This window comes from Lacicoccus alkaliphilus DSM 16010, from assembly GCF_900142805.1.
GTDB lineage: Bacteria > Bacillota > Bacilli > Staphylococcales > Salinicoccaceae > Lacicoccus > Lacicoccus alkaliphilus.
On the sequence record NZ_FRCF01000007.1, the window covers coordinates 70,608 to 87,945 of the forward strand.

Sequence of the window (17,338 nt, forward strand, 5' to 3'; positions counted from 1 at the left end):
GCTCTGAAAGACGAGGTGGTGGGTACCATGGCTGATAAACTGAAAAAAGAAAAACATGAACTGATCAAAGCACTCATACAGACCGAGGCTGAAATCAACAAAACCGAAAAGGCGCAGGCCGTTGCCGATAAACGCACCCGGCAGATCAAAGAGAGCAGCATGTATAAAGCGGCAGGGCCGGTCAAGAAACTGGGCAGAGGCGACAGCCGTGAGCAGGAGATCCGCATGCTCAAAGCGGAACTCGACGCAGTGAAAAAGGCGCTGCAGGAGACCAAGGAAGCGCTCAGCCTTTCCAAACTGGACAATGGTGCAATGAACAGCATCAGGATCAACAATGCCGTCAGAGAGATGAGGGATGACGCAAGTCTCGTGCGTTTCATCGATGAGGCCGTCAGGCAGAAGCGGCAGCATGATGAAAACTACATACAGGCACTGACCTATGCCGGGAGATTATTCATGAATGAGCAGGAGGCTTACAGGGAGACCGTATATACGTCACTACTACCGGGCTTCAAGATCGAAGACATCCCCGAGTTCATGATGCGCGAAGCAATGACGGACACACTGCAGTTGAAACAAGCCGCTTCATTCAGGGCGAGTTTGAACATGAGGATGAGGCAATTCCAGCTGACCGGAAACCTGCCCGAGTTCTTACTGGATGATAAACAGACGGCCTATGCATTCATGGACAGGCTGAAGATCAGAAGACCGTGGACCTCCGATGAGACCTACAAAACGGATGATTTGCCGCTTGAAACATCAACGGTGGTCAAGCCCGCAGATGGCGCGGGAGCGCGGGGTGTATATCTCATCCACGACGCTGAAAATATCATCGATTTGAAACGTGCAAGACAGCTCGACAGCCAGGAAGCCCTCAAAGCGAGCATGAAAGAGGATATCCAGAGCGGCTGGGTCGCAGAAGACGAATGGATGATGGAAGAACTCATCCTGGAAGATGAAGAAAACAGGACCCCCGGCAGCGACATCAAGTTCTACTGCTTCTACGGAAAAGTCGGCCTGGTGCTCGAAATCAGAAGATACCCCGAGCTGAAATACTGCTGGTGGACTGCAGACGGTGAGCGGGTGCATACCGGCAAGTATGACAATGACCCGTTCAAAGGCAGAGGCGTCACTCCGGAAGAGATTGAAATGGCAAGAAAAATCAGCAAGGAAATCCCGGCGCCGTTCATCAGGATCGACTTCCTGAAGTCCGGAGACGGACTCGTGTTTGGTGAATTCACGCCGAAGCCCGGCAACTATGACGAGTTTGATACGGAGACCGACCAGTGGATGGGGGATATGTACCTTGAAGCGGAAGACAGGCTTTTGAAAGATCTGCTCAAACAAAGACCGTTCAATTCATATATGGGATTGGAGACCGGGCAGACCCCATGAATTGAAACGGTTGAAATGAGATGTGGAAAGTGAAACTATTTTAATTGGCAATTCAGCAGTTAAAATAGTTTTTTTGTATAATGAAGATGATATAAATTGGGTGCTATTGGAGGAAGACGATATGACAGAAATTTATCCTGATTGGTTGACCAAAGAAATGCTCCGGGGCGTGCGCAGATTCAATATAGACGCATACCTTGTGGCCCTTGAGGGGTGGAGAAGGGGGCTGTCCCTGACCTTCTACGAACATACCACCAGGGAAACGGACATGAAGCTGATAGGGTTTGATCCAATCGGTAAGCTGTTCTCACTTGAATCCGGGACAAAGAAACATTTCTTCTACCGCACCCGTGGAGACATCATATCGAATGAAGCGGTCGATACAGGCACTGACAAGGAAGCGGCAAAAAAGCATTTGGCAGAAGCGGGCGTTGCTGTGCCGCAAGGGTTCAGTTTCACCAGTGACACACCGGAAGAGGAAGTCAGGAACTCCTTATCAAAGATGGAAAAGCCAGTAGTTCTAAAGCCGACATTCGGAAGCCTCGGTAAAGGTGTGACGACTGATATACAGTCGGATGCAATGTTCGAAAGCAGCCTTCAATACATTAAATCAACTTATGACTACATGGACTTCATGGTGGAAGAACATATTGACGGAGAAGATGTACGGGTGTATGTCGTCGGTGATGAAGTGGCAGCTGCAACGAAAAGGATTCCCGCCAATGTGATAGGGGACGGCGTGTATACAATCAGGCAGCTGATTGATGAAAAGAATGAAGCGCGTAAATTGAACCCCCATACCTCAACCCGTCTGATAAAGATGGATGACAGGTTGAAAGGATATCTTGCAGCCCAGTCACTGAGTCTGGATAGTGTCATGGAAGAAGGCCGGACAGTCTTCCTGAACGGTGGAAGCAACATCTCCGCCGGCGGAGATTCCATAGACGTCACAGATGCTCTGAGTAATGGGGTGAGGAAAACGGCCATCGATGCTGTCGCGGCAATCCCCGGACTGCATCATGCAGGAGTGGATATGATCGTGAATGATGACTTGGGCGTAGTGATTGAGATCAATTCGACAGGAAGTACGGCACTTCATACTTTTCCGCTATATGGCAGACCTCAAAACGTTGCAGAAAAGATAATTGATTATTATTTCCCGGAAACAAAAGGTATAATAACAAGTGATCAGTTATTTTTTGATTACAGAACAATACTTAAACAGTTGAGGGCAAACCAGCTGAAGAAAATCGAAATCACCGATGCACCTGTAGGGGAAATATATGCTAAAAGATATGTGATTTCAGGAAAAGTCCAGAAAGTCGGATACAGGATCTGGGCTGAGAATCAGGCAATAGCGCATGGCCTGCACGGCTATGCCCGTAACCTCAAGAATGGCAAAGTCGTGGTGGTTGTCGGCGGACTGGATAGAGAGACTGTCGACGGATTTAAAGATGTTTGTTACCAGGGACCTCAGAGAGCCCGGGTGGAAACCGTGAAGGAATTTGCCTGGGAAAAAGAAATTATGGTTGGGTTTGAGATAAGAAAATGAATTTTAAAAAGAAGTGAAATAAGTTATTTTTAATTTTTATATTGAGCATAATTCAATAACTTAATAATAAATAACATTATTTGATTTTTCTCCGACTTTGAGTCAGCATAGTATTAATCTTGTTAATATACTGACAGGTGAGATTTACATAATAACTTAATAATACAGAGAGGTAATATATGAATAATCCAAATCACATGCCACATTTAGTCAATTCGTTGCCTAAAGGAGTCACCGGCTTTACAACTTCCTCATACTTAGTTGCTTTGGAAGGATGGCGTAGAGGCTTAAAATTAAAATTCCATAATAATAAAAGGGGAGCAACAGCTATCTCCAGAGCTATAACATATTCACTGTCCGACGGGGAAAATGAATATCACTTTCTTTGTGCCAGAGGGCCAAAATCTCATAAAGATGCTATTGATGATGCAGAACATAAAAGCAATGCATATGAAGTTATGGAGAGAAATGGAGTTCCTGTACCTCAAAATAAAAAATTTGATTTTACTGAAACGTCTATAGAAAAGATATGCGAATACGGTGAATCGCTAGGGTATCCATTAGTTGTAAAGCCTCCTAACATGGGGGCGGGACACGGGGTCGTAACTAATATAAACACAAGAGAGCACCTCATTGAATCTCTTATACAAGTGAGGGAACATTACAATAAAAACAACGAGGTTATGATTGAGAAGTATTTTGAAAATGGGGTGGATTACAGGTTTTATGTGATCAAAGATAAAGTTATCGGAGTATCAAAAAACTATTCCTCCTTTGTCAGAGGAGACGGAAGTAGCAATCTTGAACAATTAGTACATAAAACAAATAAGATGATCAAAAACAGCCCAGGTATGCCTAGTAGAACAATTAAAATTGATGATTCAATGATTGAGTTCTTGAAAGAGAAAAATATGGACTTGGAATATATACCTGAAGATGGTAAAAGGGTTTTTGTAAGAAAGCATGGGACGTACTTAAGTAAACGTTTAAGCGTAGCATGTACTGAAGAAACATCTCCTAAATTAAAAAAATATGCAGTGGACGCACTTAACTCTTTCCCTGGACTGGCTTCCGGATCAGTTGATATGATTGTTAATGAAGAGAAGCAGGAAGCTATCGTCAATGAGATAAATACCAGGGGAGAAATCCAGATGCATACCTTGCCATTTGAGGGTAAATCTGTTGATGTACCAAAGCATATAATTGATTTTTATTTTCCTGAATCAAAAAAAATCAGTAATAATTTCAGATTTGAATATAAGCCGATTAAAGAGGCATTCCTGAACGGTTATGCAGATGAAATAACTATCCCTATGTATCCGAAAGGTGAGCAATATCAAAAAAGATATAGTGTATACGGTGTGAACTTGAAGGCAGTCTACAGAGCTAAATTGCAACAACAAGCAGCCAAATTAAACTTGAAGGGGCATATTGATGTACAGTCGACAAAGCGTTTGGAAATTAATTTGATAGGCAAGAAAAACCAAATTAATAAATTTGATCAATACCTGAACACTTTCTCAACGAGCAGGTCTAAAGTCAATAAAATAACTTCCACAGAACTTGAAAAATTTGAAGGTATTGCATCAATCAGCTTCGAAATTATAAATAATGAAATGCCCAAAATAGAAAAAGCTCATAAAAGACTTCTAAAGAAATATGAAACCTTAAATAATGAAGTTGAAAGTGATAAAGAATCAAAAGATCAAGAAATAGCGGAACTGAAAAAGGAACTCGAAACGTACAAAAAGAGTTATAATGACATGAGGCGGAGTAGAAGTTGGCGTGTCACAAGTCCAGTTCGTAAGGTAAAATCCTTTCTAAAGAAGAAATGAGTTCAGCTTAGAGCTGAAAATAAAAGGTGAAAGCCACTTGATGGCTTTCACCTTTTTGCTTTACTGAGAACTTGACTCCATTATTTTATAGCAGGCTATACATGCGCTGATATTATGTTGAGTAAAATCATTACGCAGAGTGATATCTTTAAACTTGTTATAAAATGCTCCTAGTGAGAGTGACTTGTTCTGAAAATGCATGGTCGATTCTTCTCGCAATTGCATTTGTAATTGGAACTGTACACCTAAGATGATTGCATTTTTCATTCTCTCAGCTTCTGCTTCATAGCCAAATTCCTTCGCAATGGCATAAGCATTACTCAAACCTTCTGTGCGGCAGGCTACAGGGACTGACTTTGGTAAGGTGCCCGCCTGAGGAGGATACCCGCCGATAAACTCCATATCTTCAATATTATTTTCAGTATATTGCGTATCTATGATGGAATCGCTCATCATTAAAAGGTGTCTGATATAGATATCTTTTTTACGCAATCTGTACAATCCTTTCAATCCATAAAGAAGCCAATGATCATGGTGTATAGTTGATTTTGTAGCACCCTCGTTTTTGTTCAGGATAAGGTAGTCGGCAGCTTTTTCAGCAACATCCAACCATTCTTCATTGTTGTCCAAAGCATATAGCTTAGTCATGGCCAGTATTGCTTCGCCTATATAAAAATCTGAAACGAAGTCGGTTATTTCGCCAGTACTGTAAATCTGTTTATGAACTTTGAAGTTACCAGTCTCATCCTGCATTTCCTTAATCCAGACAGCTAGCTCCTGCATAAGAGAAAGATATTTTTTATCTTGGGTGATTTCTGTATAAGTTGCCAGAGCAACTATTGCCAGGCCATTTCCTCCAACTTTTACGACATCCCTTTCTACTACAACCTTCCCTTTTTCATCCACTACTGGGTCTTTGACCTTATCTATAAGGTATTCAAGAGCTTTTTTGATATCTTCCATAATTTCTTCGTCCTGGGTTAATTCATAAGTTTGAAGCATTGAAAATATTGTCCCGGCATGCCTCAGGATATTGTATTTTTTCTCTGCAGTATCCTCAGCTGGATCATAAGTATAAACGAATTTCCCTCTTTTATTAACTACATGCTTGAAATAATTGTTCTTGGTAAGAAGAATTGCTTCTAATATGTCATCTTTTTCAATATTTTTAAAAATACGATGACCACGTGTAAGTTCATGAAAATCTTTTCCGTTTGTATAGAATGTTTCTGTTCTAAACTTTATCGGCGTGCCGATTTCATTAAATGATATATCATCCCATTTTTGTTTTATAGCATTATTCATATTCTTGGCATCTATCTTTCTGTCGGAAACGATATTGTATCCTGTGATTTCGAGGGGGGTGAAAGATTTATCCAGGTCCCTATCGAAAGCCAGTCCATCTACTCCCTTGTTAAACAACAAGGTATCGTTTTCAATGTCGAAGTTTTTCTTGTTTTTAAATGGGATGATCCGGGTGACCACCTCAAGTTTAAGATGGTCCGGTTTAAATACAAGTGGCTTTTCTGACCTATAAGTCTCCAATGCTTCATTGAGGGCATCTACAAAGGCCTCCGCTTGGCCTCTTACTACATAAGCTTTACTATTACTTTCATTAAACGAAAGGAAAACGGTGAATTTCCCATTAACTTTGTACTTTTCTTCATTGAAATTTATAGAGCTGGCCTTTAATCTTTTATCAGTCGTTATAGCTCTGTACAAATCTTTCATAACATTTTCCATGTCTCTTTATCCTCCAATAGTTGCATAAGTAAAACTGTTTTAATTAACTCAGACATATTGAAAATTAAATTCCCAAACCATACAATTCAATATTTAAAATGCTGTCGGAGTTAAATGACTCGTAGTAATATTAGATATAAATCCAGAATAATTATATCATAATAGGCACTGCTACACTATATTCAGGGGCTACACAGATAAGGTTGATTTTAATATATATTCCCTTATCCTCCGGTATAATGGGTATAATAATAATGGTAAAGCAGTATATATAGTTCAGTTTACTAGCCATGATAATGTTAGTAAGTAAATAAACCCTAAAGGTGATGTAGATGAATAAACATATCAAAGATGATGAATATTTTAAATCGCTCGGAGTAGATATAAAGGCAGCACGATTTAAAAGATATAAAAAGGCAGGCTTATTGGATGAAGTTGATGAAACTTTTGTGGAAGAAGCTAAGCAGTATTGGATGCAGCGTTATAATAATAAATTAGATCCTGTACTTCACATAGCGTTTATGAATCTTACAGGAAAAAAAGATCCAAGAGTCGCTTTTTATACGACGGTCAGAAGTGAAATCATTCCTTTTTTCAATGATCAGAGGATGAGAGATGCATACAGAGATAAGAACATATATGATTTACTGATACCGACAGAAAGATCGGTCGTGACAGTACTAAAGCGAGTTCATGGTTTATATTTTGACACTGATAATAATTGTTTGGACAAAGCAGATGTAGAGGAAACATTACTATCGTATAAAGAAGATTTCATCGTAAAGCCGAGTACTACTAATAATGGCGCAAGAGTCAACAAATTACAATATAAGGAAGATACCTTACTCTTGAGTGGAGAAAAATTGAAGATTAAAACGCTTGAAGAGATATATGGTGGGGATTTTGCTGTTCAAAAAGTTATTAAACAACATCCCACTATGGCGTCGCCTCACCCTTCATCTGTAAATACATTAAGGATGGTCACCTTCAGGTGGAAGAATGAAATAAGATACCTGTTGACATTCGCCAGATTCGGCTCAAATAATGGGGTGCAGGATAATGCGGGAACAGGAGGGCTTTGCCTAGGTGTGACAGATGAAGGCAAATTCATGGATAAGGCAATTGATGAAGATTGCAATGTTTATTCAGAACATCCCACAACTGGTTTCCCATTTAAAGATTTGGACTCTGTCCCGAATTTTGAGGATTTTAAGCAATTTGTTATAGATCAACATAAAAACATTCTGCATCATGATCTAGTATCCTGGGATATAGTAGTAGGGGTCGATGGTTTGCCTATATTTCTTGAAGCGAATTTCAGCGGGGCTACATGGCTTTATCAGTTAGCTTCACAAAAACCCCTATTTGGAGACCTTACGGAAGAAGTACTTGAACATGTTTATCAGGAGAGAAATGATAAAAATTCCCCTCGAAGAAAATCTTTATCGACTAATATAAGTAAGAAAGGAAGCAGCAAGAAATCCAAAAGAAAGACGAGTCAAAGACATAGTAAGAACGAACTATCAGAACCCTCCAAGGGTTTTTCAGATAAGGGGTCAAGTTATAAAAATGAACTAAAGCAACTTCAAGGTGAGAATGATCGATTGATGAAAGAAAGAGATAGATATAAGAAAGAGTACAGCAATATAATGAAAAGCAGCAGTTGGCGTATGACTATGCCATTACGTAAGATAAGTTCGTTATTAAGAAAAAAATGATGTAACCATTCAATAAGGCTTTATTAATATATTGATTAAATGATATTTATATTTCAACGAATAATGGGAGTAAGATTCCATTATTCTTTTTATGGTTAGGATATTATATATATTTTCATTTCCGATTTTTTTCTGTTTTGGGAAGTGAGACAAATCATTATTAAAATTGATATACCCTTTTAATTAAAACCTCTTGTTTGAATAGTGAATTAATAGATTCGTATTGATATAGGACACTTTTCCCCATGAAAGCTGCCTGCTTTGTGCTAAGTCATGATTAAAGGTTGTATATATTCTGTTAGGTGTCCGTAATTAGTATTACAAAGGAGATTATAAAATGCGAGAGAAGTCTGCGGAATGGCTCCCACATTTATCCGGGGAAATAGTTTCAGAAGCTCATGGTAATTACCTGGATGCTTATGTAGTGGCTTTAGAAGGCTGGAGAAGAGGGCTGACTCTGAAATGGCATGTTAAGGAATCCGGAAAGTTCCCTGAAATGAAGACATGGTTTGTAGATAAACCCGGCCAATTATTCTCTTTGGAATCTGACGACAAAACCCATTATTTCTTCAGGTCCCGTGGGGATAAAGTGACCAACGAGGCTGTGGAAATCGGCAGTGATAAAGAAAGCACCAAGGAGTTACTTCAACACAAAGGGATAAAAATGCCTGAGGGCAGTATTTTTACTAAAGAAACCTCAGATGAAGCGATTTTAAGGCATGCTTCGGGAATGTCGTTTCCCATTGTCCTCAAGCCTACTGACGGAAGCTTCGGTAAAGGGGTCATCACTAATATAAAAAACAACGACGAGCTGAAAGAGGCCTTGGAATACGTAAGAGGAAAATTAAATTATTCCAATGTGTTATTGGAAGAGTATATTCCAGGTAAAGAGTACCGCATTTATGTCGTGGGAGACAAAGTGGTCGGGGCCATGAACAGGATTCCCGCGAATGTGACTGGTGACGGTGAGCATACTGTCCGATCATTAATACAAAGGAAGAATGGTGACCGGGCGCTCAACCCCAGGTTGAGGAGCTGTCCAATCATTATTGATGAGGAAGTTGAACGGTATTTATCAACACAGGATTTGTTTTTAGATTCAGTCTTGGACACAGGTGAGCAGGTTTTCCTCACTGAAAAAACGAATATCTCTATTGGCGGAGATCCGGTAGATGCATTTGATGATTTATCCGATGGTATCAAAGACTCGGCAGTAAGAGCGTTGCAGGCTGTACCCGGGTTAAGCCACGGCGCAGTCGATTTGATCGTCCATGAGGAGACATCAGAGCCATATATCATAGAATTGAATCCGACAGCCAATTTGGGAGGACTCCTTTATCCTATTGAGGGACAGGCGAGGGACATACCGAAAGAAATTATTGATTATTATTTCCCTGAAACCCAAGATGCTTTAAGGAAAACATCAATAGTATATTTTGATTATAGAGAAGTGCTCACCCCCCTGCAGGATAAAACTGCATACAACACGAAGGTCGTTCAGTTTGATTACGATGAGATTCACACCAGAAAATTTATCATTCACGGAGACGTTAAATCCTTTGTGTTTCATAAATGGATCAAATCAAAAGCGAAAGCTTCCGGGCTTCATGGCTTTGCCAGCCTTAAACCCGACGAGAGTCTTGAGATAGTGGTGGCAGGGGTAGACCAAGAACTGGTACATCAATTCCGGGACATTTTGCTGGAAAATGACGGGGGCTTCAACATCAACGAAGTAAAAGAAGAAAACTATAATGAAACGATAAAAATTGGATTTGAAATTGAAGGTGAATATAAGGAGTTACTGAACAACTATAAGACCGTCCAAAGAAACCTTGAGTCATCGAAAAAAGAATTGAAGAAATTGGAAAAACAGTATTCGAACATGCTGAACAGCCGGGCATGGAAATTGACTAGACCTGTCAGAACAGTGTCCGGAACTATAAAGAAAATGTATCAGCGTATCACTAAAAATTCCCATTGAACCCCCAATATCAAAAAGTCCACCCCGATCATTTACAGGATCGGGGTTATTACGTTACCAGCCGCTTTCACGAAAAGTTTTATAAATGATTGATTTAGTATTATAATTTAACTTAATATACGAGAAATCAGTCCATCATTGCTAATATCAGGGATGGCTGAAAAGGAGTGGCATTATGAGGACAGAAGAACTCGATTTAACGGAAGATATAATGAAGGCTTATCCTGAGGAAGCTCACGGCCCCAGTTTAATCATGCACAGTATAGTCCTGGAGGCTTGGAGGAGGGGCATCAAGGTTAAGTTTTTAACTGCTTATGTTAAGAATCAGATTAAAATCAGGTATGTATTATCCTATAAAGGGGAAGAGTTCAGGTTCCAGCTTTCACTGGGCGATAAAGTTTCAAGAGAGGCAAGAAGAATCGGTAAAAGTAAAGAGCTGACAAAGAAACACCTTTCAGAAGCGGGTGTTTCGGTGCCTGAAGGTAAAGTGATCAACGTTCAGGACGCAGATTATACGGAAGTGATCAGCTATGCAGATCAGCTTGGCTATCCCGTCATCGTAAAACCTGCGCATGCCAGCCTTGCAATTGGAGTGAGGACGAATATCCATGATGTCGACGGATTGACTTCAGCACTGGACTATGTTCACTCGGAACTTGGTTATAATGATATAATTATTGAACGTCATGCACGAGGCAGTGATACAAGGTCTTATGTTGTCGGTGGGGAAGTCATAGGCGCTTTTAAGAGAGTTCCTGCCAACATAGTCGGGGATGGTAAAAGCAGCATCAAAGAGCTGGTTGAAAAGAAAAACAGATACCGCAGCATCAACCCGCATTTAAGCCACAACTTGATTGAAATTAATGATGACCTCATAAGTTACATCAGCAATCAGGGGTATGATATGGATGTTGTACTTAAAAAGGATAAGAAGGTATATTTAAGTGACAGTACATTTGCCAAAGATAATTCAGAAACTGTGGATATAACTGATGAAATAACGGAAGACTTTAAAGAAACGGCAGTCAATGCAGTCAAACATATCCCTGGGATGGAACTGGCCGGAGTGGATATAATGATGGATCAGGAAAAAGATCAAAACTATGTCCTGGAAGTCAATTGCAGACCTAATATCGGCGGCCATCTTTTTCCGGTTCAAGGTGAAAGCAGAGATGTGCCAAAAGCGATCATCGATTATTATTTCCCGGAGACAACAGGAATTGAAAAGGGGATAAATAAGTATTTCACCTATGATTTCGAAAGTATCGTCAATTTTCTCAGGAAGGGTATAGTGAAAGAAGTCACTTTACCTCCACTTCCGAAAAAGAATATTGTAAATAAGCACATAATAATCACGGGTGATGCAGAGCCTTTTAAGAACCGGATCTTCAGATCTGCGGTCGGTCACAGGCTTGGTGGTCATCTTCAGCAGTTGGACCATCAAAAGTATAAATTGGTTGTCGCCGGCCCAAGGAAACGGGTGGAGAGTTACCTGGAGATGTTGACGAAACTTCCACAGATCAAGGCAGAAATCATCGATGAAAACAAGTGGGACACTTTACTCATGTATAAGTTTGAAGCAGTTGAGGAAATGCGAGGTCAATCGAGTGGAACCCAGGGCGGTTATGAAAAGGAAAATTTAAGATTGATTAAAGAAAACGAGAGACTGAAAAAAGAAATCGCTAAATTAAAAGAGAGTACATCGTGGAAAGTCACAGGACCTCTGAGGAAAATTGGGGAAATGAGAAAGAACAATCGAAATTAGATGAGCGATTGTTTTTGAAAGGAAGTTTTCGATATGGATTTCAAACAGGAAGGCTGGTTGCCACATCTGATAGATGCCATACCTATTGCGGCACGTAAAAACCATACCAGCCTGTATACAATTGCATTGGAAGGGTGGAGAAGGGGCTTGAAGGTAAGCTTCTTCAACTCTAAGCATGAGGGGGGCAAAAGAATCGGGTGCACTCTGTATCATGATGGAAATCCATACCATTTCATAGGCTCGAGTGGTCATCTGATTACTGATGAAATTATAGACATTTGTGATGACAAAGGTTTAACCAATGAGTATTTGTCAAAAGCTCATGTACCTATACCCGAGGGAAAAGAGTTTGGTGAAGCAGCATCAGACGAAGAAATCATCTCCTATTCCAAAACAATAGATTATCCGCTGGTCCTGAAACCGACCGATGGAAAAGCGGGAAGAGGGGTCATCGCGGGGATTGAGAGTGAAAAAGAATTAAAAAATGCTTTAAATGTTGTAAAAAACCGACTGGGCTACAAAAATATCCTTCTACAACAATATGTGACCGGTGATGAAATCCGCATCTATGTATTGGATGGCAGAGTACTGGCGGCTTCAAACAGAAGGCCGGCTAATATTCTTGGGGATGGTGTCTCAACTATCAAAAATTTGATCATACAAAAAAATGAACTGAGGAAAAAGGTGCCCAGCCTTTACTTCCGTCCGATTAAACTGGACAAGGAAGTATATAATAATATCAGGCTTCAAGGACACACAATGGAAAGTATCCCCAAAAAAGGGGAAAGAGTATTATTACGGAAAATCAGTAATTTATCCAGAGGTGGGGAATCAGTGGATGTTTTGGATGAACTTACTGAAGAACAGAAAAATATTGCTGTCAGGGCAACTCAAGCGATACCGGGTTTAGTTCAATGCGGTGTGGATATGATTCTGAATGATGAAACTGGTTCCGGAGTGATATTGGAACTCAACACCCGTCCCGGGATAGGCAATCACCTCTTCCCGGTCGAAGGTACAGCTAAAGATATACCTAAGGAAATAGTGGATTTCTATATACCGGAAACAAAAGGTGTACATACCGAAGAGTCGGTTGTCTACTTTGAATTTAAAAATGTCCTGGACACTCTCAAAGAGAAGGTTGTTGAAGAGATTGAGATCCGACCTTATCCGGGCTCTCTCATATCTAAGAGAATGGTCATCGAGGGAGCTAAAGATGTTAGATCCATTTACAGCAAAATAGAAAAAGTAATCAATGCACACGAACTACATGGTTATTTGCGAGTGCTGAGTAACAGTGAATCTGAGCTTGTCCTTGGCGGAGGAACCGAAGCAGGGGTGGAGGAAGCTACAGCCAGGCTGAAAGATATAACAGGCCATAATGGTCTGGAACTGACAGCTGTCGATAAATATGAAGCACCTGTGTTGGCGGGCTTCAGGCTATTGGATAAGACCAGTGAAATGGGCTTGGCAGATTTGAAAAAAGAAATCAAGGGCATCAGAGAAATTGAAAGTGTCATAAACAGGGAAAAAGCAAGAATAAAGCGTAGAATTGACTTGATGCAAAAAAGTCATTCCTGGAAATTGTCATATCCAATACGAATGAGTGTCGCTAAAATCAAGGTGGCAGCAAGGCGGATGAAGTAGTAGAATGGTTTGAGCAATAGAAGTGTGGAGGTTACTTTATAATGAGTGAAAGTGAATTTAGATGGATGCCCCATCATGAAGGTGCCGTGCCGCCGGCCGGACAGGGCAAGAGGATCAGTACTTATACGGTCGCTTTGGAAGGCTGGCGCAGAGGACTGGATTTAAAATACTACAGTTACTTTGACGAAGATAATCTTTTGAAAGTCCGCTATTCTTTGAGTAATGGAGAGAAAACCCACTATTTTCAACTGTCGATGGGTGACGGAGTGACAAAGGAAGCTTTTGATATTTGTGATAACAAGGAAACGACTAAAGATTATTTAAGGAATGCTGAAATACCTGTCCCTGTGCCTGAAGGTAAGATGTTCGATGAAAAACATACGGATGAAGATATTTTAGCTTATGCAGCAACCATGAATTTTCCGGTTGTATTTAAACCGACTGACGGTAATGCGGGGAATGGAGTATTTGCCAATATTCAGACTGTTGAGGAATTGGCTGAAATCATCCCGCATGTACGCGAAGAACTCGGTTTTGATGAAGTGATCCTTGAAGATTACGTTCCGGGAAGGGAGTTCAGGATTGTAGTGATCGGGGACCGGGTACTCGGGGCCATGATACGCCGCCCGGCGAGTGTTTTAGGCGACGGCAGGCATACAATAAAAGAACTCATTCAAAAGACTAATGAAATCAGGATGACAAATCCCCATCTAACCAGTAGATTGATTAAAGTTGATAGAGAAATCAGGGCCATGCTCCAGCGTAAAGGGTATAAATTAAGCACAGTGCCTGAGAAAGATGAGAGGGTTTACCTTCGGGAGAAGAGTAATCTTTCGAAGGGCGGGGATGCCATCGATGTCACCGATAAACTGACTGATAATCTTAAAGATATTGCCATAAATGTTGGAAGGGCGATACCGGGACTGCAGCATTACGGGGTGGATATGATAGTCGACGAAGAAAATGACCGTGGTGTCATTTTGGAGGTCAATGCGAGACCCGGATTTGGAGGTCACCTGTTCCCAATGGAAGGTACTCCAAGGGACTTTGCCAAGGAGATTATAGACTTTTACTTTCCCGAGACAAAAGATAAAGAGAGATCATGGTTATATTTTGATTTTGATGCGGCTCTCGAACCCATCAAAAACCGGACTGCATCCTCAGTGGATATCACTACAATCACGCCTGAACCTCTTTACGGTAAAAAATTGATCCTGTCAGGTAATGTCATTGTTCCCGGTTTCCGTAACTGGGTAAAACAGCAGGCGAAACACAAGGACCTGCATGGTTATGTTGAAAATCAGGAAGATGGGACGGTTTTGGTTATTGTAGCCGGTACCGACCAGTTGGCAGTGGAGAAATTTGTGAAAAAATGTTTCAAAGGACCTGATTATGTAGAGGTCATAGCGATTGATGAGCAGGAATGGAATAAACCGGTGAAGATTTTCTTTGAAATTAAAAAAAGGAAAACTGATCTTACTCCCCTTCAACTTGAAAAAGAAATTGAAAACCTGCAACAAGTCAATGAGGATCTTGAAAAGCGGAATGAAGAATTAATAGCAAGATACCGCAGGTTCAAATCCAGGAAAGCCTGGAAAATCACCGCCCCGCTCAGGAAAGTCTACAAGCTTATAACAGGTAAGAAATAAATATTATGACTAATCTCTTAAATTGAACGCAAAGGTATGAAACTGGAATTTAGAGATGCCTGACAGGTTTAACATGGTCTATCTTAAAATAACAATGTTTTATATCCAGGATGGGGGTCATTGAATGGCTATCGAAAACTCAGAGTGGCTCGACCACTTGAAAGAAGCAATACCTGCCGAGGGTTATGGCAATAAATTAAGCATGTCTCTGATTGCATTGGAAGCATGGCGTCGCGGTATCGAAGTGAAATTTTATACTATTGATAATCCGGATAATAAGGTATTAGTCCGTTATTCTTTGGAATATGGGGGCAGGACACATTATTTTGAGTCCTCATTAGGGGACAAGCTGTCTGCGGAAGCTTTTGATGTCTGTGAATACAAAGACTTGACGAAGAAATATATCTCGTATGCAGGCGTCAGATTTCCAAAAGGAAAAGTTTTTACGCGCTCTGCCGATAAAAAAGACATCATCAATTTTGCCTCTTCCTTATCATTTCCAGTCGTCGTCAAACCTTTGGATGAAAATGCCGGGAAAGGCGTCTTCTCCAATGTTGATTCTGCTGAAAATCTCATTGAGATCGTTGACTATCTGCATAACGATCTAGGGTATGAACAGCTTCTTGTTGAAGAATATATACCTGGTGTTGAATACAGGATATTAACCGTCAATGGTAAAGTAGAAGGCGTGGTCAATAGAACGCCGGCTAATATTACTGGCAATGGTCAAGATGATATAGAGACCCTGATAAAGAAGAAGAATAAAAGTAAGCAGGACAACCCGGCAATATCGAAAAAAAAGATCAAGTTGGATAAAGAGGTTCTCCAAATCATCGAAAATGAAGGCTATACTTTGGAAAGTGTTTTAGAAGAAGGAAGACAGCTATACTTACGGTCGAAATCAAATATTTCCGCCGGAGGAGATCCAATTGAAATAACCGATGAAGTTCCGGCAAAAGTAGTTGAAGCAGCTGAAAAGGCAACCCAGTCGATACCGGGATTGAATATAGCGGGGTTGGATATAATCGTCGAACCGGAAACAGGGGAGCCTGTTTTTATTGAGATAAATACTAAACCGATGATCGGCTTACATGTCTTTCCTATAAAAGGAAAAGCTCGAGATGTCGTTAAACCAATCGTGGACTTATACTTCCCGGAAACAAAAGATATTGAAAGAAGTAATCTCCATTTTGATTTTGATTCAGTCGTCGCGCCTTTAAATAATTTGGCGGTGAAACATGTTGACCTCGAACCATTGAGAGATGTGAAGCCATATCATACCAGGGAATATCTTATAGAACTCAATGAAAAGGAAGGCAATTTCCTGAGCCATATCAGATTAAAGGCATTAAAATCAGGTGTCCACGGCTATATCAAAAAAATCAATGCACATACCTATCAGGTGGTAGCCGCCACTTCAACTCAGGAAATCATGAAAGATTTTCAGGAGGACATAAATAAGGGGTCTGAGGCATTTAAAATTTCCAATATGCAGGAAAAAACTTGGGAAAAATCCGTAAATATAGGTTTTATAATCAAGAAAGAATCCCTTAAGGAATTGGCCGATAAGCTGGACACTGAAAACGATAATTATAAAAAAGTCCTTTTGGAAAAAAATGAGACGATAGAAAATCAGACTGCAGAACTAAAAGTCAAAACTAAAACAATAGAAGAACTTCAGGGCGAAATTGAAACTTTGCAGGAGACGATGCGGGACTACAAGGAAAAAGAAAAGGGGCTAGCCTCCAAGATCTCCAAACATGAGAAAAGGATTCAAAGTCTTACTCTTGAATTAGGAGAAAATGAACGCGCACGGATCAGTGCAGAAAACTTATTAAGTAAAGAAAAAGAAAATGCTGCACTGGAGAAGAAGAAATATGAAAGAAATTACGACAAGCTGTGGAAACAGTATAAAGGTATTGTGAACAGTAAGTCATGGAAGATCACAAAACCACTTCGAAAGTATAATATCACTAAAAGAAATAAAAAAGGTTAATTCTTAACACCTCCATCCAGTAACTTATGGAATAGAGGTGTTTTCTTAATATAGTGA

At 40.4% G+C, this 17,338-nt stretch carries 10 protein-coding genes; 9 read left to right on the plus strand and 1 reads right to left on the minus strand.

Annotation, left to right across the window (positions count from 1 at the left end):
• Positions 1–27 precede the first annotated feature (27 nt).
• The 3 genes from BUA12_RS08840 (at position 28) to BUA12_RS08850 (ending at position 4,782) form a co-directional block, all read left to right on the plus strand.
• Entirely contained in the window at positions 28–1,395 is a 1,368-nt protein-coding gene (locus BUA12_RS08840) for an ATP-grasp fold amidoligase family protein (protein WP_072710238.1), read from the plus strand.
• A gap of 121 nt (positions 1,396–1,516) precedes the next feature.
• A complete protein-coding gene (locus tag BUA12_RS08845) occupies positions 1,517–2,947 on the plus strand; it encodes an acylphosphatase (RefSeq protein WP_072710239.1) in 1,431 nt (476 codons plus the stop codon).
• Between the two features lie 179 nt (positions 2,948–3,126).
• Positions 3,127–4,782, plus strand: a complete 1,656-nt coding sequence (locus BUA12_RS08850; protein WP_072710240.1) for an ATP-binding protein — start codon at positions 3,127–3,129, stop codon at positions 4,780–4,782.
• Between the two features lie 60 nt (positions 4,783–4,842).
• Here BUA12_RS08850 and BUA12_RS08855 read toward each other — a convergent pair whose 3' ends face one another.
• Positions 4,843–6,525: a YyaL domain-containing protein gene (locus tag BUA12_RS08855; RefSeq protein ID WP_072710241.1), complete on the minus strand. Its 1,683-nt coding sequence runs from the start codon at positions 6,523–6,525 to the stop codon at positions 4,843–4,845.
• Between the two features lie 332 nt (positions 6,526–6,857).
• Between BUA12_RS08855 and BUA12_RS08860 the strand changes: the two genes are divergently transcribed.
• The 6 genes from BUA12_RS08860 to BUA12_RS08885 all read left to right on the plus strand — a co-directional run bounded on the left by BUA12_RS08860 (position 6,858) and on the right by BUA12_RS08885 (position 17,281).
• Positions 6,858–8,243: a sugar-transfer associated ATP-grasp domain-containing protein gene (locus BUA12_RS08860; RefSeq protein ID WP_072710242.1), complete on the plus strand. Its 1,386-nt coding sequence runs from the start codon at positions 6,858–6,860 to the stop codon at positions 8,241–8,243.
• 337 nt (positions 8,244–8,580) lie between these two features.
• Positions 8,581–10,224 (plus strand): acylphosphatase, encoded by a 1,644-nt coding sequence (locus BUA12_RS08865; RefSeq protein WP_072710243.1) that lies wholly within the window; start codon positions 8,581–8,583, stop codon positions 10,222–10,224.
• A gap of 175 nt (positions 10,225–10,399) precedes the next feature.
• Positions 10,400–11,989, plus strand: coding sequence for an ATP-binding protein (locus BUA12_RS08870; protein WP_072710244.1), 1,590 nt, complete (start codon positions 10,400–10,402; stop codon positions 11,987–11,989).
• A gap of 33 nt (positions 11,990–12,022) precedes the next feature.
• A complete protein-coding gene (locus tag BUA12_RS08875) occupies positions 12,023–13,636 on the plus strand; it encodes an ATP-grasp domain-containing protein (protein WP_072710245.1) in 1,614 nt (537 codons plus the stop codon).
• Positions 13,637–13,677: 41 nt separating this feature from the next.
• A complete protein-coding gene (locus BUA12_RS08880) occupies positions 13,678–15,285 on the plus strand; it encodes an acylphosphatase (protein ID WP_072710246.1) in 1,608 nt (535 codons plus the stop codon).
• 124 nt (positions 15,286–15,409) lie between these two features.
• The gene (locus BUA12_RS08885; RefSeq protein WP_072710247.1) at positions 15,410–17,281 is read left to right on the plus strand and encodes an ATP-grasp domain-containing protein; all 1,872 of its coding nucleotides are present in this window, start codon (positions 15,410–15,412) and stop codon (positions 17,279–17,281) included.
• The last annotated feature ends 57 nt before the right edge of the window (positions 17,282–17,338 follow it).